Genomic DNA, 23,317 nt, shown 5'->3' with positions numbered 1-23,317 from the left:
CAACGGGCGGGTGTCACTTAAGGTTAGGCATTATCCGGCACCCGCGATGGGTGGGCCAGATATGAAAAATCCCACAGGCCTGCAGAACATGCCTGTGGGATCGTTTCAGCGCTGGGTCTTACTTGATGCGTTGACCCGGCTTGGCGCCGCTGTCCGGGCTCAGCAGGTAGATTTCTTCACCGCCAGGGCCGGCGGCCATCACCATGCCTTCGGAAATACCGAACTTCATTTTCCGCGGCTTGAGGTTGGCGATCATCATGGTCAGGCGACCGTCGAGTTTCGACGGGTCCGGGTAAGCGCTCTTGATCCCGGAAAATACGTTGCGCTGCTCGTCACCGATGTCCAGCGTCAGGCGCAGCAGCTTGTCCGCACCTTCTACGTGTTCAGCCTTGACGATCAAAGCCACGCGCAGGTCGACAGCAGCAAAGGTGTCGAAGTCGATTTCCGGCGACAGCGGATCCTTGGCCAGTTCGCCGTTGCCCGCAGGCGCGGCAGCGCCGGTGTCGGTCTGGCTGGCGGTCAGGTCTTCTTTCGAGGCGTCGGTCATGGCTTGCACTTTCACCGGGTCGATGCGGGTCATCAACGGCTTGAATTCATTGAGCTGATGGTTGGCCAGCAGCGTGGTGTGGTCGTTCCAGGTCAGCGGGGCGACGTTGAGGAATGCCTCGGCGTCGGCGGCCAGCAGCGGCAGCACCGGTTTGAGGAAGATCACCAGCTGGCGGAACAGGTTGATGCCGGTGGCGCAGATCGCCTGGACTTCATCCTGCTTGCCTTCCTGCTTGTTCAACGACCATGGGGCCTTGTCGGCGATCCAGGCGTTGGCGCGGTCGGCCAGGGCCATGGTTTCACGCATGGCGCGGGCGAAGTCGCGCGCTTCATAGGCGTCGGCAATGCTTGGCGCCGCGGCGAGGAAGGCTTCGGTCAGCTCTGGCGCGGCATTGTTGTCGACCAGCAGGCCGCCGTTGCCCTTGTGGATGAAACCGGCGCAACGGCTGGCGATGTTGACCACTTTGCCGACCAGGTCGGAGTTGACCTTCTGCACGAAGTCTTCGAGGTTCAGGTCGAGGTCATCGACACCACGGCCCAATTTGGCCGCGTAGTAGTAACGCAGGTATTCCGGCGACAGGTGATCCAGGTAGGTACGCGCCTTGATGAACGTGCCACGGGACTTTGACATCTTCTGGCCGTTGACGGTCAGGTAGCCGTGCACGTTGATCCCGGTCGGCTTGCGGAAACCGGCGCCTTCGAGCATGGCAGGCCAGAACAGGGCGTGGAAGTTGACGATGTCCTTGCCGATGAAGTGGTACAGCTCGGCGGTGGAGTCCTTGCCCCAGAACGCGTCGAAGTCCAGCTCCGGCGTGCGGTTGCAGAGGTTCTTGAAGCTGGCCATGTAGCCGATCGGCGCGTCCAGCCATACATAGAAATACTTGCCCGGCTCGCCCGGGATCTCGAAACCGAAGTACGGCGCATCGCGGGAGATGTCCCACTGCTGCAGGCCGGCGTCCAGCCACTCGGCGATCTTGTTGGCCACGGCGTCCTGCAAGGTGCCGCTGCGGGTCCAGGTCTGCAGCATCTGCTGGAAGTCTGGCAGTTTGAAGAAGAAATGCTGGGAATCCTTGAGCACCGGAGTGGCGCCGGAGATCGCCGACTTCGGATCCTTCAGATCGGTTGGCGCGTAGGTCGCACCGCATTTTTCGCAGTTGTCGCCGTATTGGTCTTCGGTGCCGCATTTCGGGCAGGTGCCCTTGATGAAGCGGTCGGCCAGGAACATTTTCTTTTCCGGATCGAAATACTGGGTGATCGAGCGCTGGGCAATGTGCCCGGCGTCACGCAGCTTCAGATAGATCTGGCTCGACAGCTCACGGTTTTCTTCGGCGTGAGTGGAGTGGAAGTTGTCGAAGTCGACCAGGAACTCGGCAAAGTCGGCGCTGTGTTCAGCCTGCACGTTGGCGATCAGTTGTTCCGGGGTGATGCCTTCCTTTTCCGCGCGCAGCATGATCGCCGAACCGTGGGCGTCGTCGGCACAGACATAGATGCATTGATTGCCGCGATGCTTCTGGAAGCGCACCCACATATCGGTCTGGATGTATTCCAGCATATGGCCAAGGTGAATCGAACCGTTGGCGTAGGGCAGGGCGCTGGTGACGAGGATCTTGCGTGGTTCGGACATGTGGGGCTTCGCTACTTGATGAAACGGAGGTCGGCCACTATAAAGCGCTGGCGCATATTTTTCACCCTGTGCCGCTGGGTACTTTGAGAGCATTTGTAGCGAGGGGATTCATCCCCGATGGGTGGCGAAGCCGCCCCCAAACCCGATATCAGGGCCTATCAGGTACACCGCGGGTGATGGTTCTGCGACTGCTGCGCAGCCGATCGGGGATAAATCCCCTCGCCACAGGTGCTGACTTGCTCAAGTAATCAGTTCGCCACAAATCTGCGTCCAGCGTACGATACCCGCCATCTTTTCCCAGTCTTGTTATCGGAGTTGCCCATGAGTGCCGTCACTCGCGCAGCGGTGGAAGCCGTCCTCAGCCAATACACCGACCCCTACCTGAACCAGGACCCGGTCAGCGCCGGTTGCGTGAAGCACATCGAGATCGTCGGTGATCGCGTCAACGTGCAGCTGGAAATCGGTTACGCCGCCGGTCTGTTCAAGAGCGGCTGGGCACAGTTGCTGCAGCTGGCCATCGAAAATCTTGATGGGGTGACGATCGCCAAGGTCGAGGTCAACAGCGTGATCGCCGCGCACAAGGCCCAGGCGCAGATCCCGGGGCTGGCCAACGTCAAGAACGTGGTCGCCGTGGCTTCGGGCAAGGGTGGTGTGGGCAAGTCGACCACGGCGGCCAACCTCGCGCTGGCGCTGGCCCGTGAAGGCGCCAAGGTGGGGATTCTCGACGCCGACATCTATGGCCCGAGCCAGGGCATCATGTTCGGCATCCCCGAGCGCACCCGCCCCGAGGTCAAGGATCAGAAGTGGTTCGTGCCGCTCAAGGCCCACGGTGTCGAAGTCATGTCGATGGCGTTCCTGACCGACGACAACACGCCGATGGTCTGGCGCGGGCCGATGGTCTCCGGCGCACTGCTGCAACTGGTCACGCAAACCGCGTGGGGCGATCTGGATTATCTGGTGATCGACATGCCGCCAGGTACCGGCGACATCCAGTTGACCCTGGCGCAGAAAGTCCCGGTGGCCGGTGCGGTGATCGTCACTACCCCGCAGGATCTGGCGTTGCTGGACGCGCGCAAAGGCGTGGAAATGTTCCGCAAGGTCAACATTCCGGTGCTGGGCGTGGTGGAAAACATGGCCGTGCACATCTGCTCGAACTGCGGACATGCCGAGCATCTGTTCGGTGAGGGCGGTGGCGAAAAGCTGGCGACCCAATATGGCGTCGAACTGCTGGCCTCGCTGCCGCTGTCGATGCTGATCCGCGAGCAGGCCGATGGCGGCAAGCCAACGGTGATCGCCGAACCGGACAGCCAGATCGCGATGGTCTATCAGGAACTGGCCCGCCACGTCGGCGCGCGCATTGTGTTGCAGGAAGCGGCGACGCCGGCGATGCCTAACATCAGCATCAGCGACGATTGATAGCCTGAAACACAATCAACTGTGGGAGCGGGCTTGCTCCGGGCGGCGTTCCGACGAAGGCGGTGTGTCAGTCGACGAAAATGTTGTCTGACCCACCGCCTTCGCGAGCAAGCCCGCTCCCACACTGGTTTTTGTATTGCCAGTCAGATCCGCAAGCCGCCATCCATCTCCAGAATCCGCCCGGTGTAGTAGTCGTTCTCGAAGATGTACGCCGCCGAATGGGCGATCTCTTCCGGTTTGCCCATGCGCTTGAGCGGGATTCCCGAGGTCATCTTCTCCAACGCTTCCGGCTTCATGCCCAAGGTCATCTCGGTTTCGATGAAGCCCGGCGCAATGCCTGCCACGCGAATGCCATAACGCGCCAGTTCCTTGGCCCAGGTCACAGTGGCTGCGGCCACGCCAGCCTTGGCGGCAGAGTAGTTGGTCTGGCCGACGTTACCGGCACGGGAGATCGAAGAAATATTGATGATCGCGCCGCTGTTCTTCAGCTCGACCATTTTCGCCGCCACTTCGCGGGTGCACAGGAACACGCCGGTCAGGTTGACGTCGATTACCGCCTGCCACTGGGCCAGACTCATCTTGGTCATTTCGCCGTCCTTGACCTTGAGCAGCAGACCATCACGCAGGATCCCGGCGTTGTTGATCAGGCCATGGATCGCGCCGAAATCTTCGGCAACCTGCGCGACCATGTGCTCAACCTGTTCTTCATTGGCCACGTTGCACAGATAGCTGCGCGCCTGACGCCCTTGGCCTTGCAGGCGGCCACCGCATCGTCGAGTTTTTCCTGATTGAGATCCACCAAGGCCAGCTTCGCGCCTTTGCCGGCGAAATACTCGGCCATGGAACGGCCCAAACCCTGGCAACCGCCGGTGATAATGATTACTTTGTCGTTGAGTTGCATTCGCATGCCCCGATAGCCGGTCTGAGTGGTTTTTGTTATTGGCGACGCTCAATCCGTACCGGTTATGGCCGGATTGCACATGAGCATTGCCCGATGGCGTGACCGGGACTTATCCCCAGGCGCCTGTCCGTTTTTTCGACGGATTCTATTTAAGGAGTCATAAATTGAGCGTTGAAGCGGCCAAGAATGCCCGAGAATTGCTTCTCAAGGAATACCGTGGCGTATTGTCCACCCACTCCAAATCGATGCCCGGTTTCCCGTTTGGCTCAGTGGTGCCGTATTGCCTGGATGAGCAGGGCCGCCCGCTGATCCTGATCAGCCGCATCGCCCAGCACACCCACAACCTGCAGAAGGACCCGAAATGTTCGCTGCTGGTGGGCGAGCGCGAGGCCGACGACGTGCAGGCCGTTGGTCGCCTGACCTATCTGGCCGAAGCGCAGAAGCTCGAAGACCCGGCTGCCATCGAAGCCGCCGCCGAACGTTACTACCGGTATTTCCCCGACTCGCAGAACTATCACAAGGCCCACGATTTTGATTTCTGGGTGCTCAACCCGGTGCGTCATCGCTACATCGGCGGTTTCGGCGCGATTCACTGGATCGATCAGCTGACCCTGGCCAACCCGTTTGCCGGCAAGGCGGAAATCAGCATGGTCGAGCACATGAACAGCGATCACGCCAAAGCCATCGCCCACTACGTGGAGCTCAGCGGGTTGCCGAAAACCGTACCGGCGCAACTGGCCGGAATCGACAGCGAAGGCATGCACTTGCGCATCGGTCAGGCACTGTATTGGCTGCCGTTTCCAGCGCTTTGTCATACGCCGATACAAGTGCGCGAAGCCTTGGTTTCTCTGGCTCACGCCGAGGTCTGGCCAAAAAATGCGGTGGCCGACGCTTGAATTCACGAAAGGGCGACGTCATCTAAGGCTTACTGCAAGGCATTTCTTGCGTTGAGGAATCTTTGATGCGCCCTTTTTTGTTGCTCTTTCTGCTGTTTCCGGTGCTGGAGCTGTTCGTATTCGTCAAAGTGGCAGGGGCGATCGGGTTTTTCCCGGCCCTGCTGCTGATCATTCTCGGCTCGATGTTTGGTGTGTTCGTACTGCGCGTCGCCGGTCTGGCCACGGCACTGCGTGCCCGTGAAAGCCTGAATCGCGGTGAGTTGCCCGCACAGACCATGCTTGAAGGCTTGATGCTCGCCTTGGCCGGTGGCCTGTTGATCCTGCCGGGCTTCATCAGCGACGTGGTCGGTCTGGTGATGCTGCTGCCGTTCACCCGTCGTCTGCTGGCCAATAAAATGCGTCAGCGCGCCGAAGAACAGGCGATCCGTCAGCGGGCCTTCGCCGACGACCTGCAACCCCGTGGCGGTCCTGCACCGCGCCAGCCTCTGGGCCGCGAGGGTGATGTGATCGAAGGCGAGTTCGAACATCGCGACAGCAAGTAACCCCTGCTTCGACACGGCACCTTCGGGTGCCGTTTGTTTATGCGCGGCATTCAAGGGGCAATTGATGAAAAATTTTCTGCCCCCGCCCTTGTAATAAGCTTATGCGCCCTTATGTATCGGTCACCGAAAGGTTTCCGGCATTCAAGCCGGACAGACTTCCGCGGTTTGCTCGACGAACCGCAACCGGCGCAGGCCGGATTTGTTAAACCCGCCGGGACTACACCGGCCGATGAAAACCACAATTAGGAGAGATCGACAATGAAGCTTCGTCCTCTGCATGACCGCGTCGTCATCCGTCGCAGCGAAGAAGAAAAGAAAACCGCTGGCGGTATCGTCCTGCCAGGTTCGGCTGCTGAAAAAGCCAACCACGGTGTGATTCTCGCTGTAGGCCCGGGCAAGGCTCTGGAAAACGGTGAAGTGCGTGCACTGTCCGTGAAGGAAGGCGACAAGGTTGTGTTCGGTCCTTACTCCGGCAGCAACACTGTGAAAGTCGACGGCGAAGACCTGCTGGTAATGAGCGAGAACGAAATCCTCGCTGTTATCGAAGGCTGATACCCCCCGTTCATTTTCCCGTTACTACAAAGTATTTAAGGAATATCGATCATGGCTGCTAAAGAAGTTAAGTTCGGCGATGCCGCTCGCTCCAAGATGCTCAAAGGCGTCAACGTTCTGGCTGACGCGGTAAAAGCGACCCTGGGCCCGAAAGGCCGTAACGTGATTCTCGAGAAGAGCTTCGGCGCTCCGACCATCACCAAGGACGGCGTTTCCGTCGCCAAGGAAATCGAACTCGAAGATCGCTTCGAAAACATGGGCGCGCAGCTGGTCAAAGACGTTGCCTCCCGTGCCAACGATGACGCTGGTGACGGTACTACCACCGCTACCGTTCTGGCTCAATCGATCGTCAACGAAGGCCTGAAAGCCGTCGCTGCCGGCATGAACCCGATGGACCTGAAGCGCGGTATCGACAAAGCGACCATCGCGATCGTCAAAGAGCTGAAAGCCCTGTCCAAGCCATGCGCTGACACCAAGGCTATCGCTCAGGTAGGTACCATCTCCGCCAACTCCGACAACTCCATCGGCGACATCATTGCCGAAGCCATGGAAAAAGTCGGTAAAGAAGGCGTGATCACCGTTGAAGAAGGCTCGGGCCTGGAAAACGAACTGTCGGTTGTAGAAGGCATGCAGTTCGACCGTGGCTACCTGTCCCCGTACTTCGTCAACAAGCCGGACACCATGGTTGCCGAGCTCGACGGCCCGCTGATCCTGCTGGTCGACAAAAAGATCTCGAACATCCGCGAAATGCTGCCAGTGCTGGAAGCCGTTGCCAAAGCCGGCCGTCCACTGCTGATCGTTGCCGAAGACGTTGAAGGCGAAGCCCTGGCGACTCTGGTCGTGAACAACATGCGTGGCATCGTCAAGGTTGCAGCCGTCAAGGCTCCAGGCTTCGGCGACCGTCGCAAGGCCATGCTGCAGGACATCGCCGTTCTGACCGGCGGTACCGTGATCTCCGAAGAGATCGGCCTGAGCCTGGAAAGCACCACCCTGGAGCACCTGGGTAACGCCAAGCGCGTGACCCTGTCCAAGGAAAACACCATCATCGTTGACGGTGCTGGCGTACAAGGCGACATCGAAGCCCGTATCGCTCAGATCCGCGCCCAGGTTGCCGAGACTTCCTCGGACTACGACCGTGAAAAACTGCAAGAGCGTCTGGCCAAGCTGTCCGGCGGCGTTGCAGTGATCAAGGTTGGCGCTGGTTCCGAAGTTGAAATGAAAGAGAAGAAGGCCCGCGTTGAAGACGCCCTGCACGCAACCCGTGCAGCCGTTGAAGAAGGCGTGGTACCTGGCGGTGGCGTTGCGCTGATCCGTGCTCTGGAAGCCCTGACCGAACTGACCGGCGACAACGCTGACCAGAACGTCGGTATCGCTGTACTGCGTCGCGCTGTTGAAGCGCCGCTGCGCCAGATCGCTGCCAACTCCGGTGACGAGCCAAGCGTAGTCGTCAACGAAGTGAAGAACGGCAAAGGTAACTTCGGTTACAACGCTGCTTCGGGCGAATACGGCGACATGATCGAAATGGGCATCCTGGACCCAACCAAGGTAACCCGTTCCGCTCTGCAAGCTGCAGCCTCGATCGGCGGTCTGATCCTGACCACCGAAGCGGCTGTTGCTGATGCACCGAAGAAAGAAGGCTCGGCTGGCGGCGGTATGCCAGACATGGGCGGCATGGGTGGCATGGGCGGCATGATGTAAGCCAGCCTTACCCCTGTAACGAAAAACCCCGCCTGCGCTGAGCAGGCGGGGTTTTTTATTGCCTGGATTTCAAGCTTCACACCGTCCCCTGTGGGAGCGAGCCTGCTCGCGAAAGCAATCACCCCGTCACTACAGCTGTGACGCATGCACAGCATTCGCGAGCAGGCTCGCTCCCACATTGGGATCTGTATTTCCTGTGATAACCGGTTGCGCAAAAAAAACGCCCCGGTGCATCAGCCCGGGGCGTTTCTATTGACGGTTACTGTTCGCTGACCTGGACAGTGCTGTCCTTCGCCGGCTTCCAGCTCAGCAACTGCTGTTTGAAGCCATAACTGGCCGCCTGGTAATACGCAATCGCCCGGCTGACCAGCGGATCGTCACTGCTGACCCGCGACTCGCGGCTCTCGGTCAGCGCGTCGTCATGCCGGCGCAAGCCTTGGCGCGGGCTGAGGATCGCCAGATCCTTGCCATCAAACAGACCCAGATGCTGGTAGTTGCCGACCACCACGCGCGGTGGCAGCGGGTTGTCCTGCAGCAGGTTGCGACCGAAGAACGTCGAGGTGTAATCCAGGTTGAGCAAGCCCAGCAGCGTCGGAGCCAGATCGATCTGGCTGGCCAGTTGCGCGCTTTCGCGGGCTTCGATCATTTTCGGCGCGTAGATGAACAGCGGAATCTGATAGTTGCTGATCGGCAAGTCTTCCTTGCCGGCGCTGCCCGCGGTGTGGTCGGCGACGAAGATGAAGATCGTATTGTCGAACCACGGCTTCTGCCGCGCCTGCTCCAGGAACTGACCAATCGCATAGTCGGTGTACTTCACCGCGCCGTCACGGCCGTTGCCGGATTTGATGTCGATCCGGTTGTCGGGGTAGGTGTAAGGGCGATGGTTGGAGGTGGTCATCAGTTGCAGCAGAAACGGCTGCTGTTTGGCGTAGTCGGCATCCGCCAGTTTCAGGGTCTGGCGGTACAGATCTTCGTCGGCCATGCCCCAGGCGTTCTTGAAGTGGATCTCGGCTTCATCGACGCTGCTCTGATCGACCACACGATAGCCGTTGCCGCTGAAGAACGCGTTCATGTTGTCGAAGTAGCCGCGTCCGCCGTAGACGAACACGCTGTCGTAACCCACCGCGCTCAACTGCTGGCCAAGGCTGGCGAAACCGCTTTCACGGCCGATGCGCTTGACGATCGAGCGGCCTGGCGTCGGCGGGATGGCCAGGGTGATCGCTTCCAGACCGCGGTCGGTGCGGGTGCCGGTGGCGTAGAAGTTATTGAAGTACAGGCTCTGCTTGCGCAACGCGTCGAGGTTTGGCGTCAGGTTGCGACCGTCGCCATTGCTGCCCAGGTACTTGGCGCTGAGGCTCTCGATGGTCACCAGTACAATGTTCGGCTTGCGCGGGGTGCCCGGGTTGTCGATCACCCGGCGAATGTCCTGTGGATCCTTGCCGATGAAACGCGCGTCGCTTTCGCTCAGCTCGGCGCGGATCTGGCTGGCGACTTTTTCCGCCGGCAGGCTCTTGTAGAACTGGGTGTAGTCGAGTTCATTGTTACGGAACGCGGCGAAGAACTGATACGGGCCGTTGCTGGCCAGTTCGTTCTGGTAGGCGTTGCCGCCCTGGGCACGTGGGGCGTCCTGGCTGAGCAGTTGCAGGCTCAGACCCGCGACGATCAACAGGCCCAAGGCACTGAGCAGACGCCCGCGCAGCGCTGGCAGCGGGGCATTCATGGCAGCATTGAACGGCTTGCCCAAGGCAAAGCTGATCACCACGGCCAGCACTGCGAGGAGGCTCAGCAGTTTGCCGATCGGGTACGACTCGAGGACGTTGTTCAGCACTTCGTCGGAATACACCAGGTAATCGACGGCGATGAAGTTGAAGCGCACGCCGAACTCGTCCCAGAACAGCCATTCAGCCACCGCCACGAACAGCATGGCGAACAGGCTGATGGTCAGCAGGGCGCGCAGGAACCCGCGATGTCCACGACGCCGCCACAGGCCCGGCGGGCAGAGCAGCAGGTACAAGCCCATCGGCAATGCCGCATAGGCCAGGAAACCCAGGTCGTAGAGCGCGCCGATGCCAAATACCGACAGGGCGAAGCCGCCGGCCTCATCCAGATGAGTCAGCAGCAGTACCGCTCGAGTCAGAAGAAAGATGACCAGCCAGGCGCCGGTGATGAGCAGCAGAAAGCGCATGGGCGCAGTCTTGAAAGGGTCCATTGTCTCGTTTTCCTTATATCAATGGCGCGCGAGTGTCACGGCGCCACTGTAATCAGGTTGTGAATCCATAGTGAAAACTTTGTTAAATATTTAATTTGGTTAGGCAAATGGATCGGCGTGCCTGCCGGCCCTAGCCCTGAAACGGCGTTGGCCTTAAGCTGCGCGGGCCATGACGGCCGTAACTGTGTACGGAGGAGATGCCAATGCGAATTCTATTGGTCGAAGACAACCGCGATATCCTGGCCAACCTGGCCGATTACCTGGGGCTCAAAGGCTATACCGTCGATTGCGCCCAGGACGGCTTGTCGGGCCTGCATCTGGCTGCCACCGAGCATTACGACCTGATCGTGCTCGATATCATGCTGCCGGGGATCGACGGCTACACCCTGTGCAAGCGCCTGCGTGAAGACGCCCGACGCGATACGCCGGTGATCATGCTCACCGCCCGCGATCAACTGGACGACCGGCTGCAGGGCTTCAAGTCCGGGGCCGACGATTATCTGGTCAAACCGTTCGCCCTGTCGGAACTGGCGGCACGCATCGAAGCCGTGATGCGTCGCACCCAGGGCGGCGGCCGTCGCGCGCTGCAGGTCGGTGACCTGACCTACGACCTCGACACGCTGGAAGTGACCCGCGAGGGCAAGCTGCTCAAGCTCAACCCGGTCGGCCTCAAGCTGCTGGCAGTCTTGATGCAAAAGAGTCCGCATGTCCTGCGCCGGGAAATTCTCGAAGAAGCGCTGTGGGGCGATGACTGCCCGGACAGCGACAGCCTGCGCAGCCACGTCCACCAATTGCGTCAGGTGATCGACAAGCCATTCGCCAAGCCGTTGCTGCAAACCGTGCACGGCGTGGGTTACCGCCTGGCCGAGGGGCGTGATGGAGTTTAAGCAAAGCCTTTCCCAGCGGATCATCATCGCCTTTGCGCTGATGAGTGCGCTGGTGGCCGGGGCCTTCGCCATGGGCATCGTGGCGACCGTGCACCTGGTGGAGGAAAAACTGATTTCGGCGGGGCTGGGCGGCGACCTGCAGCGTCTGCTGCTGATGGACAACGTCTCGGACTGGAGCCATCGCCCGGAACCGGACCAGTTGTTCTATTTCAGCGGCGGACCGGGTGATTTCGAGCTGCCCAAGGATCTGCGTCACCTCGATGCGGGGTTCCACGAAGTGTTCCGCGAGCAGCTGTCGTATCACGCGATGGTCGAGATCGTCGACGGTCGCCGCTACGTGCTGCTGCAGGATCAAAGCGATTTCGAAGAGCGCGAGCGCGTGCTGTTTGCCGTGGTGCTGGTGGGCTTTGTGCTCAGTCTGGCGCTGGCCGTATTCCTCGGCTGGGTGCTGGCGCGCAAGGTCATGGCGCCGGTGGTGCGCCTGGCACGGCAAGTACGGCATCGCGATCAGTTGCTCGGTCTGGCGCCGCCACTGGCGCCGGACTATGCGGCTGACGAAGTCGGCGAACTGGCGGTGGCGTTCGATGCAACGCTTGGTCGTCTGCGTCAGGCGCTGACCCGCGAGCGGCTGTTCACCAGTGACGTCAGCCACGAACTGCGCACGCCGTTAATGGTGCTCGCCAGTTCCTGTGAACTGCTGCTGGAAAATCCGGGGCTGGATCAACGCGGTCGTGCCCAGGTCGAGCGCATCGCCCGCGCCAGCGAAGAAATGCGCGAACTGGTGCAGACCTTCCTGATGCTCGCCCGCGCCCAGCGTGAAGACGCCGGTTCGGCGCCGCAGCAGAACATCAGTCAGGTGGCCGATGGCCTGTTGAGTATCTGGCGTGAACCGATCGAATCGAAAGGGCTGCGGCTGATGTTCGAGCCGGGCAATCCGCCGGACACTCGCTTCAACGCGACTCTGCTCAGCGCGGTCATGGGCAATTTGTTGCGCAACGCCTGCCACTACACCGAGCAGGGCTTCATCCGCCTGACGCTCAACGACAACGGCTTCGTCGTCGAAGACTCGGGCGTCGGCATTCCCGAGGAAAAACGTGAGGCCATGTTCCAGCCCTTCGTGCGCGGCAATGAGAAGCGCGGCGAAGGCCTGGGCCTGGGCTTGTCGCTGGTGCAGCGGATCTGCGAGAACCAGGGCTGGGAGGTGACATTGAGCACCATGCAGCCCAATGGTTGCCGCTTTGAGGTGACGCTGGGCCGTGCTGACGGTCGCTGATGGCCCCGCGCTATTGCTTTCTCCCTGTAAAACCCTGTAATAGTTTGCCGGTTTACCTGACGTAATTTTCACAAAGGGACGACCTGACGCTGACATGCCACTACCTATGGTAGGGGCATCAGTTATTCAGGAGTCCTGAAAATGAGCAGACCGATCAAGCTCGATTTTTCCGAAAAGTATGATGACCAGCATGCACAAAAATATTTGCGCAAGCATCAGGACGGTCTCGGTCGTCGGTTGTCACATTGGCGGGACGAGCAACTGGCCCGCAAGGCGTTGACGCTGGCGGGCGAGCCGGGGCTGGTTCTGGATCTGCCGTGTGGTGCAGGGCGTTTCTGGCCGTTGCTGGCGGAAAAACCCAATCGGGTGATCATTGGCGCGGACAATTCCGAGTCTATGATCAAGACCGCGATGCAGGCGCAGCCGGCTGATGTGGTGAAACGGGTACAACCTTTGCACACGTCAGCGTTCGACATTGCCTTGCCGGATAACGCCGTCGACAGCATTTTCTGCATGCGTTTGCTGCATCACATCGGTGAAGCCGAACATCGACGGACGATTTTGCGCGAATTCGAGCGTGTCACCCGTGACAGCGTGATCATTTCGTTGTGGGTGGACGGTAATTTCAAGGCCTGGAAACGCAAACGCGCTGAACAGCGGCGCGGGCAGGAAGGTTACCAAAACCGGTTTGTGTTACCGGCTGTGACAGTAGAAAAAGAGTTCGAAGAGGCAGGTTTTCGCATTCAGGAACAACTGGACTTCATTCCGCTCTATGCCATGTGGCGGGTTTACGTATTACGCAAGAGGTAACAGGATGGCGGTGCAAATAGCAGCAGAAACGGAAGTCGCTCCCCAAGATCGCTTCGACTACTACTGGAACCAGCGCGGTGAATGGGTGGAAGAACCCAACGTGCGCCGTGGCGGGGAAAGTGGTGTGCAACGAGTCGTGGGCCGTGACGGCCAGTTACTGTATGCCAAGCGCCAGACCGGACATATCTATCGCAGTTGGCTGCATCCCTTCGGCCGGCCGACAGTCTTGCGAGAGCTGGATGCCCTGACCGGTGTCAGCCGCCTCGGCGTACGCGTCCCGCAAATCGTCTTCTGCGGTGCGCAGCCCGATCCGCAACACAAGTGGCGTGCGCTGCTGGTGACCAAGTCGCTGGACGGTTTCGACGAACTCGAGAAGTGGGAAGCCGCCGGTGGCCGTGCCCAATATGGCGAAGCGGTTTACGAGCGCGTCCTCAAAGACCTGGCCGAAAACCTCGCGCGCATGCACAAGGGCCGTTGGCAGCACAGCTGTATCTACATCAAACACGTTTTTGTACGGGTGACCGGCGAAGGTGATTCGGCTCAGGTCGAAGTGGCATTGATCGATCTGGAGAAATGCCGTCAGCGTCTGACCGCTTATCGCGCGGCCTCCCATGACATGAAGCAATTGCGTCGCCATTCGTCGTTCAGCGACACGGACTGGAAAAAACTCGTCTACTTTTATGAGACGGCGTTTGGCAGCGCTATCAAAGGTTTATAGCGATGAAACTCGAAATTGCACGAGGTTTGTTTTTGGTTGGAGCCTTGGCAGTTGCTTCATTGGCGGTGGCGGCCTGGGAGCAGCCCCGCATGCAGGTGATCGGTGCTACCACAGGCGATGCTCACTGCGCAGTACCACGGGTGGCGAAAGCCTCCGTGGCCACTAAACCTGACCATGATCTGTTGTTGTTCATGTTCGGACTTTCTCAAGGGATGAGGCCACAGAGTTGAACCGATTGAAGCCAAAATGAAAGGCCTCGCAGATGCGAGGCCTTTTTTATTGCGCGTGTTCCAGGGATCACACCATTCCCCTGTGGGATCGGCGATGGATGGCAGGTTTGTGGCTGGCCGCGATCAAGGGTGGGAGTGGGCTTGCTCACGAAGGGGCCGGCACATTCAGCATTGCTGTTGACTGACCTGGCGCTTTCGCGAGCAAGCCCGCTCCCACAGGGGACTGTGGTGGATGAAGGATTGGGGGGGCTTGCCGCGATCAAGGGTGGGAGTGGGCTTGCTCACGAAGGGGCCGGCACATTCAGCATTGCTGTTGACTGACCCGACGCTTTCGCGAGCAAGCCCGCTCCCACAGGGGACTGTGGTGGATGAAGGATTGGGGGGCTTGCCGCGATCAAGGGTGGGAGTGGGCTTGCTCACGAAGGGGCCGGCACATTCAGCATGGCTGTTGACTGACCTGACGCTTTCGCGAGCAAGCCCGCTGCCACAGGGGACTGTGGTGGATGAAGGATTGGGGGGGCTGGCCGCGATCAAGGGTGGGAGTGGGCTTGCTCACGAAGGGGCCGGCACATTCAGCATTGCTGTTGACTGACCTGACGCTTTCGCGAGCAAGCCCGCTCCCACAAGGGTAAATCGCTGTTATTTCGGATCGGGTTTCGCCAATAGGGTGTAGATGCACGGCAGCACAAACAGGGTAAACAGGGTGCCGATCGACATCCCCGTTGCAATCACGGTGCCGATATCAAACCGGCTCACGGCGCCCGCACCGGTCGCCAGAATCAACGGCACCATGCCGAACACCATCGCCGCCGTGGTCATCAACACCGGGCGCAAGCGGATTGCCGCCGCTTCCTCGACCGCTTCGCGCGCGGTCAGGCCCTTGTCCTTGCGCAGCTGGTTGGCGAACTCGACGATCAGGATCCCGTGCTTGCTGATCAGCCCGATCAGGGTCACCAGTCCGACCTGGGTGTAGATGTTCATGCTCGACCAGCCAAGGAACAGCGGAATCAACGCACCACAGATCGACAGCGGCACCGTCACCAGAATCACCAGCGGATCACGGAAGCTCTCGAACTGCGCCGCCAGCACCAGGAAAATGATCGCCAGCGCCAGGGCGAAGGTTACCCACAGAGCGCTGCCTTCCTGCACGTACTGGCGCGAGGCGCCGCCATAGTCGAAGGCAAACCCGGCTGGCGCTTCCTCCCGGGCGATCTGCAGCACGGTGTCGATGGCTTCGCCCATGCTGACCAGCGGGAATCCGGAAATCTTCGCCGCGTTGAGCTGCTGGAACTGGTTGAGCTGGCGCGGTCGCGCCCGGTCGCTGACCTTGATCAGGGTCGACAGCGGTAGCAGCTCGCCCTGGGTGTTCTTCACGTAGTAGTTGTTCAGCCAGCCGGGGTTTTCGCGGTACGGTCGCTCGACCTGGGCAATCACTTTGTAACTGCGGCCTTCGATGGTGAAACGGTTGATTTCCGCCTCACCCAGCAGCGTCGCCAGGGTGCCGCCCAGATCCTGCATCGACACGCCCATCTGCGCGGCTTTGGCACGGTCGATATCGACGACCACTTCCGGCTTGTCGAACGCCAGGTCGAGGTCGACGAAGGCGAACTTGCCCGACTCCATCGCACGTTTCTTGATCCGGTCGGCCACTTGCAGCAGCAATTCGTAGTCGTTGGCGGTATTGACCACGAATTCGAACGGCAAACCTTCACCGGTGCCAGGCAGGGAGGGCAGGTTGAAACCGAAAATCTGCAGGCCGGGGATACTCGCCAGTTTGCCTTGCACCTCGGGCAGGATCTGCATCTGCGTGCGACTGCGCTCGTTCCATGGCTTGAGCAGGAAGCCGCCGATGCCCGCCTGCACGCCGTTGTAGCCGTTGATCTGGAACGAGGAGTAGTACTCCGGAAACTCCTTGAAGATCTTGATGAATTCGTCGGTATAGGTGCTCAGGTAATCAAGGTTGGTCGGCTGTGGGGCGGTGGCCATCATGAAGATGATGCCTTGGTCCTCATCCGGTGCCAGTTCCGACTTGGTGAACTTGAGAAACACCGGGATCAGGCACAACACGATCACCGCGAACACCAGCACCACCGGCCGTGTGTTCAATGTGCCGTGGAGCATGCTCTGGTAGCGGCGTTTGAGGCTGTCGAAAATGCGGTCGAGGCGGTGTGCCAGGCCACTGGGGTTTTCTTCGTGGCGTAACAGCAGGGCGCACATCATCGGCGACAGGGTCAGGGCGACGATCCCGGAGATCACCACGGCGCCGGCCAGGGTCAGGGCGAACTCCTTGAACAAGGCCCCGGTCAGCCCGGTGAGGAAGCCGATCGGCGCATACACCGCCGCCAGGGTGATGGTCATCGACACCACCGGCATGGCGATTTCCCGCGCACCTTCCAGCGCGGCCTCCAGCGGCGTCTTGCCTTCCTCGATATGCCGGTGGATGTTCTCCACCACCACAATCGCGTCATCCACCACCAGACCGATGGCCAGCACCATCGCCAGCAGGGTCAGCAGGTTGATCGAGTAGCCCATCATCTGCATGAAGAACATCACGCCGATCATCGACAGCGGGATGGTCACCACCGGGATCACCACCGAGCGCAACGCGCCGAGGAACAGGAACACCACCACAATCACGATCAGCACCGCTTCGAACAGGGTTTTCACCACTTCATCGATCGAGGCCTGGATGAACTGGGTGGCGTCGTAGGCAATCTCGCTTTTGAGGTTGGGCGGCAATTGCGCTTCCAGCTCCGGCATCAGCTTGCGCACTTCCCGGATCACGTCCAGCGGGTTGGCGCCCGGCGTGGCCTTGATGCCGATGTACACCGACGGCGTGCCGCCGAACGAACTGATCGAATCGTAGTTTTCCGCGCCCATCTCGACCCGCGCGACATCACTGAGCAGTACGCGGCTGTCGCCACTGACCTTGAGCGGAATCGCCGCGAAGGCTTCAGCGGATTTCAGTTCGGTGTTGGCGTTGATGCTGGTGACCACGTACTCGCCCTTCACCTCGCCGGCGGCGGAGAGGAAGTTGTACTGGCGCACCGCGTTGGTCACGTCGCTGGCGCTGAGGCCGAAACCGGCGAGCTTCACCGGGTCGAGCCACAGGCGCATGGCGAATACCTGATTACCGAGAATCTCCGCCTCGGCCATGCCCGGCAGGGTCGCCAGTTTCGGCTGGATCACCCGCGACAGGTAGTCGGTGATCTGCGGGTTGCTCAAGTCCTTGCTGAAGAAACTGATGTACATCAGCGCCGAGGCGTCGGCCGATTCCTTGCTCAGCACCGGGTCTTCGGCGTCCTGCGGCAGTTTGTTCTTCACCTCATTGGCCTTGGCCAGCAGTTCGGTGAACAAACGGTCGGTGTTGGACCCGATGCGCGCGTAGATCGAGATCACCGAGAAGTTCTGCCGGCTGACCGAGGTCATGTAGTCGATGCCTTCGGCGCTCGCCAGGCTCTGTTGCATCGGTTGAGTGATGTAGCCCTGAATGGTCTCGGCGTTGGCCCCGGGGTAGGCGGTGGTCACCGTGATCAGGGCGTTTTCCATTTGCGGGTACTGGCGCAGCGGCAGCTTGCTCCAGGCCTGGAAACCCAGCAGCACAATCAGCAGGCTGACCACGGTGGCGAGCACCGGGCGGCGGATGAACGGATCGGTAAAAGCCATGGGGATTCCTTGATCAGTCGGCGCGAGGCGGACTGTTCTGCTCGCCGAGGGTCTTGTCGTCGCTGATGGCAATGTGTGCGCCGTTGTCCAGTTTGATCTGGCCGGCAGTCACCACTTGTTCGCCGCTCTGCACGCCCTTGTTGATCATCACCAGGCCATCGCGGCGCTCACCGGTCTCGATGAAGCGGCGTTCGGCGATCAGTACCGGTTGGCCCTTGTCGTCTTTTTCAACGCTGCCGTCCTCGGCCTTCTTTTGCCCGACCACGTACAGCGAGTTGCCGTAGAGGGTGTAGGTGATCGCGCTTTCCGGCACCACGATGTGTTTCTGCGGATCGGGCAGCAACACGTTGAGGCTGGCGAACATCCCCGGCAGCAATTTGCCGTCGGGGTTGGCCAGGGTCGCGCGCACCAGAATATTGCGTGTGGTGCTCTCGACAATCGGGTTGATCGCACTGATGGCGCCGGGGAAGTTCTGCCCGGGATAGGCTGCGACACCGATCTGCACCGGTTGCCCGATGGCCAGTTTTGGCACCGATTGCTCGGGCACATAGAAGTCGGCGTAGAGGCTGCTCAGATCCTGCAGGGTGGCGATTTTGGTGCCGCTGGCGAGGTAGTCGCCGACATCCACCTGACGGATGCCGATGGTGCCGCTGAATGGCGCAAGGATGCGTTTTTTCGCCAGCGAAGCGTTGAGCTGATTGACCGTGGCCTTGTTCTTTTGCAACACGGCGGAGAGACGGTCGTACTCGCCTTTGGAGATCGCGCGGCTGTCGACCAGTTGGCTGCCGCGACCGAAATCCAGTTGCGCCAGTCCCAGGTCAGCCTTGGCGGTTTCCAGCAGGGCGGTCTCGACCGCGCTGTCGAGCTGCAGCAGCGGTTGCCCGGCCTTGACCTTCTGTCCGGATTCGAATTTGAGTTCGGTGACGGTGCCGGCGACTTCAAGACTCAGCTCGACGCCTTGCAAGGCCTTCAGCGAGCCGACGGTGGGCAAACGCATCTGCCACGGCTGTTCGCTGGCGCGGGCCACGGCGACGCTGATCGGCGGTTTTGGTTTGGAGAAGCCCTGGATCATGGTGTAGATCGAAAAGGCTTTGTACCCGCCCAATACCAGGACGACCAGCAAGACAACACCCAACATGATCAGCATGCGGCGACGCAGCATATTTCCAGTTCCTTGGATAAATCAGGTGAGACAGGCGGGCACATTACTCCGAGTCAGGTGGGGATTCCAACTGGCAGTTATTACAGTGAGGACGGAGTGAGGAAGTCTAAACACTGAACCTGTGGTGAGGGGATTCATCCCCGATGGGTGGCGAAGCCGCCCCAAAACCTGAAACCGCGGTCTGTCAATTGAACCGTGTGCGATGGTTTTGCGACTGCTGCGCAGCCGATCGGGGATAAATCCCCTCGCCACAGGTTATGAGTCGTACTCAGAACAGGTGGGTTATGCGATCAAGTGCAGATGGTTGTCCCAGAGCCCCGCCGGCAATTCCAGCGGTTTGGCCAGCAGCTCATCCTGGCGGCAATCGTAGTAGCGGCAACGGCCCTGACCCGAGGTCACGACGAAGCCATCCTTCACCGCACCAACACCGGCGCAATCGGGCAGCGGCGCGTCGAGACGCACTTCGCCGCTGTCCAGGTCCCAGATGAAGAAGCGATTGCCACGCGGCGCGGTCAGCGCCACCAGCCGCAGATCGCTGTGCACTGCGACGCTGGCGGTGTAATGACCCATCGACTGCAACTGATGCTCTGGCACCGGGAATGCCACGAAGGGCTGGCCCGGACGCTTGATCGCCAACAGCTCGGAGCGCTCATGCGAGGCGCCCATGAACTGCTGGCCGGCGACGATGGTGCCGTCGCTGGCAATGCCCAGGTGACGCACGCTGTTCATCTGCTGCGCAAGGGTTTCCTTGCTCAGCAGGGTGCCATCGCGCTGCATCAGCACCAGGCTCGGTTCCATGGCGTTGAGGTTCATGTCGACGCGGCTTTCGGCCTCGGTGCGGATCCCGCCGTTGGCCACCACCAGGGTTTCGCCATCGGGCATCCACGACACCTGATGCGGGCCGAGGCCATGGGTGGAAATCTCGCCGCTGTGCACCAGCCGCTCGCCTTCGAACTTGTACACCCCGAGCAGGCCACGCCCCGGATCCGTGGTGTCGTTCTCGGTGGCGTACAGGTATTCGCCGTCCTTGTGCACCACGGCGTGACCGTAGAAATGCCGGTTCGGCTGCGACGTCACGGTTTGCAGCAACGTCCCGTCGCGCAGATCGATCAGGTAGCTCTCGGTGCCCGGGCGGCGGGCGACGAACAGCGCGATCGGCAGCGTCGGGTGGTTGATGATGTCGTGGCAGCGCTGGCCGACCTCGGTGGCGAACACCTGCGTACCGTCCAGCCGATAACCGACGGCGTAATGCTTGCCGTCGGTGTCGTCGCGCGCCGAGAGCAACAACGGGCTCTGATCCTTGCGCTTGAACAGCGTCCAGCCGCCCAGTGTCACTGCTCCCAGCAGCAAACTACCTAAAGTCAGAGCCTGGCGTCGCAGCATGGCACTTGCCCTCATCAGTCACCGTCGTTGGCGTTGAAGCCCAGTTGGATGCCCAGCGCCTTGGCCAGTTCGCCTTCGTGCAGGCGATGGACGACGTTGAGGCTGTCGTAGAGATCGTTGAGTTGTTGACGACCGGCGTCGTCCTGGAGCATTTCGGTCAGCGAGCGCTGGCTGCTGTCGAACAGTTTCAGCGACGCGGCGTAAGCGGCGTCGATCTTGTCCGCCAACGGTTTCTGCTCGGCCGGCAGCAGACCGCGCAGGCCTTTGTTGTCGACGCCTTCCCAGACGGTTTTGGCTGCAGCGAGGCTGGCTTCCAGCGCGGTCAGCGACGACTGGCTGCGCCACGCATCAGCCTGGAACGGTTGCGGCACGCCTTTGCTCTGACGGCCCATTGGTGTGCCGAGTTTTTTCTTCAGGGTGTCGAGGGCGGTGACCTGCACACGCAGCAGATCGGCGATCGCTTCGTGGGAGTCGGCGTAGCGCTGGTTGGGGAACTTGCTCATTTGCGCGAGCATGCCGTCGGTGTTGTTCCAGCTCTGCAGAATCTCTTCGGCCAGTTGCTTCTGGCGCTCGCCGATGGCGATCAACAGTGGGCAGTACTTGGCTTTCTGCTCGGCGTTGGCGACGTCAGGCTTTTCATCGAACAGGATGTACTCGTAAGCCGACAGGCCCTGCACCACCACGCTGGATTTGGCCAGAGCGGCGGCGTCGATTTGCGGCTGGGCGACGACCAGTTGCTCGACCTGACGGCCGACGAGGTTTTTCTTGTCCGGCCAGAACTGCACCTGCCACGAACGGTTGCCCTCGGCCAATGGGCCGATCAGCAGCGGTTGCAGCTCGGCCCAGGCTTTCTGCGCGTGCAGGAAGTCGGCGCGGGCGGTTTCCAGGGTTTCCTTGCCCTGGCAGTAGGCGAGGGCGCTGACCGCCAGTTGCTTGTCGGCTTCGACCCAACGGGTGTAGGTCGGCAGGATCACCGATTTGGCGATGGCCGCCGACGTGACCGCTTGCGGGTCCTGCGGCGAGCAGGCGCCGAGGGCGAGTGCGGCGAGGCTGGTGAACAACAACTTGGGACGGAACATGTCGGGCTCCCGATTCTTTTAAGTGTTTAAAGTGAGTTCAAGAACGCCAGCAGCGCGGCACGCTGCTCGGCGTTGAAAGACAAAACCTGTTGCTGCGCCTGCTGTGCTTCGCCGCCATGCCAGAGCACGGCTTCGAGCAGATTGCGGGCGCGGCCGTCATGCAAGAACTGGGTGTGGCCACTGACCGCCTGCGTCAGGCCGATGCCCCACAACGGCGGGGTGCGCCAGTCGCGGCCGGAGGCCTGGAATTCAGTGCGGTTGTCGGCCAGACCGTCGCCCATGTCGTGCAGCAGCAGATCGCTGTACGGGCGAATCACTTGATTGGCCAGTTCAGGTTCGGCGGCGTTGGCGGCGGTGGTGTATTTCGGTGTGTGGCAGGACTGGCAGCCAGCCTGGAAGAACAGGTTCTTGCCGGCCAGCACTTGTTCGTCGTTGACGCCACGACGTGCCGGCACTGCGAGGTTGCGTGTGTAGAACAGCACCAGACGCAGGATGTTGTCGCTGACTTCCGGCTCGCCGTCCGGGCCATTGCCATTCGGCGCCTGCTTGCACGCGGTTTGCGCGTCGGTGCAGTCATCGAAGGGTCTCAGGCTGGTGGTCAGGCCCATGTCCCCGGAAAACGCGTGGACATTCTGCTGATTGAGATTCGGTTGTCCGGCTTTCCAGCCAAAACGGCCGGCCACGGTTTTCTGTAACTCATCGTCCCAGACCCGATTTACGCGACCCTTAATGCCGTTGTTCTCTTTGGCCTGCGCGGCGGCGTTGGCGAGGATCGCTTCTTCGGGAATGGCTTCGAGCAGGCCGAGGCCGATCATCGGCGGTGCGACGCGGGCCGAGAAACGCGTGTCCGGGTGCATCGGGCCGTAGCCCAACTGAGTGAATTGCAGAACCGGTTTGCGCAGCTCGACTTCGGTGCCGTCCTTGAAACGGATCGGCACCGGGGTGTACTCGACGCGCACCTTGCCTTCCGGGGTGACCCCGGGCACGGCCATGTCCTGGAACTGGCCGCCGTAGACCGGCTCGGGCACCACGCCGACTTGCTCGATGACTTTGGCATAGGCCGGCGAATCGGGAATCGACAGACGCACCAGCATCGACACCGCGTTCGCCGCATCCGGCGTTGGCGGATGTCCACGACCATCCTTGATGTGGCAGTTCTGGCAAGCATTGGTATTGAACAGCGGGCCGAGGCCATCGCGGGCGGTGGTGGTCGACGGGGCGATCACCCACGGACTGCGGAAAAAGCTGTTGCCGACACTGAAGTCGACCCGGCGCGACGGCGGCAGATTGGCCGAAGGCAGGGAGAACGCATTCTGATCGGTCTTGCGCACAGTCGCCGCTCCGCCCGAACGCGCTTCACCCGGCTCAGCCTTGGTAAAACGCGGGGCGTCATCGCAGGCACTCAGGCCCAGGGCCAGAAACAGTGCGGACAAGCGAAGCGGCAGCGAGGGCATCAGACATCCTGCGGACGGGCGAAAACAAAGGCGCAAAGTCTAACAGGGCGAGTGAGTTTGAATAAGAGGAATTATCGTTTGCTTGATATGGCGCAGTGATTTGGAGAAACGCAGTCCCCTGTGGGAGCGGGCTTGCCCGCGAAAGCGGTGTGTCAGTCAATTCATCTGTGTCCTGACCCAGCGCTTTCGCGAGCAAGCCCGCTCCCACAGGGTTTTGTGTACGGCAGGCATGAAAAAGGCGACCCGGAGGTCGCCTTCTTGTGCAGTCAGC

General features: G+C 60.7%; 17 protein-coding genes and 1 pseudogene. 10 read left to right on the top strand and 8 right to left on the bottom strand.

The window, feature by feature from the left end; genetic code table 11:
• Positions 1 to 118: 118 nt before the first annotated feature.
• Positions 119 to 2,170: a methionine--tRNA ligase gene (gene metG / locus ACOYXI_RS13300; RefSeq protein ID WP_098965356.1), complete on the bottom strand. Its 2,052-nt coding sequence runs from the start codon at positions 2,168 to 2,170 to the stop codon at positions 119 to 121.
• Positions 2,171 to 2,491: 321 nt separating this feature from the next.
• On the opposite strand from metG, the gene apbC reads away from it, so the two are divergent.
• Positions 2,492 to 3,586: an iron-sulfur cluster carrier protein ApbC gene (apbC, locus tag ACOYXI_RS13295; protein WP_027612056.1), complete on the top strand. Its 1,095-nt coding sequence runs from the start codon at positions 2,492 to 2,494 to the stop codon at positions 3,584 to 3,586.
• A gap of 143 nt (positions 3,587 to 3,729) precedes the next feature.
• Here apbC and ACOYXI_RS13290 read toward each other — a convergent pair.
• Positions 3,730 to 4,427, bottom strand: a pseudogene (locus tag ACOYXI_RS13290) (SDR family oxidoreductase).
• Between the two features lie 224 nt (positions 4,428 to 4,651).
• Between ACOYXI_RS13290 and ACOYXI_RS13285 the strand changes: the two are divergent.
• The 4 genes from ACOYXI_RS13285 to groL all read left to right on the top strand — a co-directional run bounded on the left by ACOYXI_RS13285 (position 4,652) and on the right by groL (position 8,175).
• Complete coding sequence (locus tag ACOYXI_RS13285) at positions 4,652 to 5,383, top strand: HugZ family pyridoxamine 5'-phosphate oxidase (protein ID WP_461674938.1); 732 nt, start codon at positions 4,652 to 4,654, stop codon at positions 5,381 to 5,383.
• A 65-nt stretch (positions 5,384 to 5,448) separates the two neighbouring features.
• Entirely contained in the window at positions 5,449 to 5,925 is a 477-nt protein-coding gene (locus tag ACOYXI_RS13280) for an FxsA family protein (protein WP_096795133.1), read from the top strand.
• A 258-nt stretch (positions 5,926 to 6,183) separates the two neighbouring features.
• Positions 6,184 to 6,477: a co-chaperone GroES gene (locus ACOYXI_RS13275; RefSeq protein WP_007916610.1), complete on the top strand. Its 294-nt coding sequence runs from the start codon at positions 6,184 to 6,186 to the stop codon at positions 6,475 to 6,477.
• Between the two features lie 51 nt (positions 6,478 to 6,528).
• Positions 6,529 to 8,175, top strand: coding sequence for a chaperonin GroEL (groL, locus tag ACOYXI_RS13270; protein ID WP_007964008.1), 1,647 nt, complete (start codon positions 6,529 to 6,531; stop codon positions 8,173 to 8,175).
• Between the two features lie 259 nt (positions 8,176 to 8,434).
• Here the strand turns inward: groL and ACOYXI_RS13265 are convergent, their stop codons facing one another.
• Positions 8,435 to 10,384 (bottom strand): LTA synthase family protein, encoded by a 1,950-nt coding sequence (locus ACOYXI_RS13265; RefSeq protein ID WP_225136157.1) that lies wholly within the window; start codon positions 10,382 to 10,384, stop codon positions 8,435 to 8,437.
• A 203-nt stretch (positions 10,385 to 10,587) separates the two neighbouring features.
• Between ACOYXI_RS13265 and colR the strand changes: the two genes are divergently transcribed.
• From colR to ACOYXI_RS13240, 5 genes are all read left to right on the top strand, one after another.
• Entirely contained in the window at positions 10,588 to 11,271 is a 684-nt protein-coding gene (colR, locus tag ACOYXI_RS13260; protein ID WP_007964011.1) for a two-component system response regulator ColR, read from the top strand.
• Entirely contained in the window at positions 11,261 to 12,544 is a 1,284-nt protein-coding gene (locus ACOYXI_RS13255; RefSeq protein ID WP_098965347.1) for a sensor histidine kinase, read from the top strand. Before colR ends, ACOYXI_RS13255 begins: the two co-directional genes overlap by 11 nt.
• 141 nt (positions 12,545 to 12,685) lie before the next feature.
• On the top strand, positions 12,686 to 13,354 hold the full coding sequence (locus ACOYXI_RS13250; RefSeq protein WP_098965345.1) for a class I SAM-dependent methyltransferase: 669 nt from the start codon (positions 12,686 to 12,688) through the stop codon (positions 13,352 to 13,354).
• A 4-nt stretch (positions 13,355 to 13,358) separates the two neighbouring features.
• Positions 13,359 to 14,072 (top strand): lipopolysaccharide kinase InaA family protein, encoded by a 714-nt coding sequence (locus ACOYXI_RS13245; RefSeq protein WP_096795130.1) that lies wholly within the window; start codon positions 13,359 to 13,361, stop codon positions 14,070 to 14,072.
• Positions 14,073 to 14,074: 2 nt separating this feature from the next.
• On the top strand, positions 14,075 to 14,302 hold the full coding sequence (locus ACOYXI_RS13240) for a hypothetical protein (protein ID WP_025111684.1): 228 nt from the start codon (positions 14,075 to 14,077) through the stop codon (positions 14,300 to 14,302).
• A gap of 639 nt (positions 14,303 to 14,941) precedes the next feature.
• Here the strand turns inward: ACOYXI_RS13240 and ACOYXI_RS13235 are convergent.
• The 5 genes from ACOYXI_RS13235 to ACOYXI_RS13215 all read right to left on the bottom strand — a co-directional run bounded on the left by ACOYXI_RS13235 (position 14,942) and on the right by ACOYXI_RS13215 (position 23,046).
• Positions 14,942 to 17,968: a multidrug efflux RND transporter permease subunit gene (locus ACOYXI_RS13235; protein WP_225136153.1), complete on the bottom strand. Its 3,027-nt coding sequence runs from the start codon at positions 17,966 to 17,968 to the stop codon at positions 14,942 to 14,944.
• A 13-nt stretch (positions 17,969 to 17,981) separates the two neighbouring features.
• Positions 17,982 to 19,130 (bottom strand): efflux RND transporter periplasmic adaptor subunit, encoded by a 1,149-nt coding sequence (locus ACOYXI_RS13230; RefSeq protein ID WP_097086027.1) that lies wholly within the window; start codon positions 19,128 to 19,130, stop codon positions 17,982 to 17,984.
• A gap of 282 nt (positions 19,131 to 19,412) precedes the next feature.
• Positions 19,413 to 20,513, bottom strand: coding sequence for a DUF1513 domain-containing protein (locus ACOYXI_RS13225; RefSeq protein ID WP_135296454.1), 1,101 nt, complete (start codon positions 20,511 to 20,513; stop codon positions 19,413 to 19,415).
• Positions 20,514 to 20,527: 14 nt separating this feature from the next.
• Positions 20,528 to 21,592 (bottom strand): imelysin family protein, encoded by a 1,065-nt coding sequence (locus tag ACOYXI_RS13220; RefSeq protein ID WP_096795126.1) that lies wholly within the window; start codon positions 21,590 to 21,592, stop codon positions 20,528 to 20,530.
• Positions 21,593 to 21,618: 26 nt separating this feature from the next.
• Positions 21,619 to 23,046 carry a di-heme oxidoreductase family protein gene (locus tag ACOYXI_RS13215; RefSeq protein ID WP_461674937.1) on the bottom strand — a complete coding sequence of 476 codons (1,428 nt, stop codon included), beginning with the start codon at positions 23,044 to 23,046 and terminating at the stop codon, positions 21,619 to 21,621.
• Between the last annotated feature and the right edge of the window lie 271 nt (positions 23,047 to 23,317).

The organism is Pseudomonas sp. G3-19, from assembly GCF_054855875.1.
The sequence above is the reverse complement of the archived record's forward strand: the minus strand, read 5'-3'. Positions and strand labels throughout refer to the sequence as shown.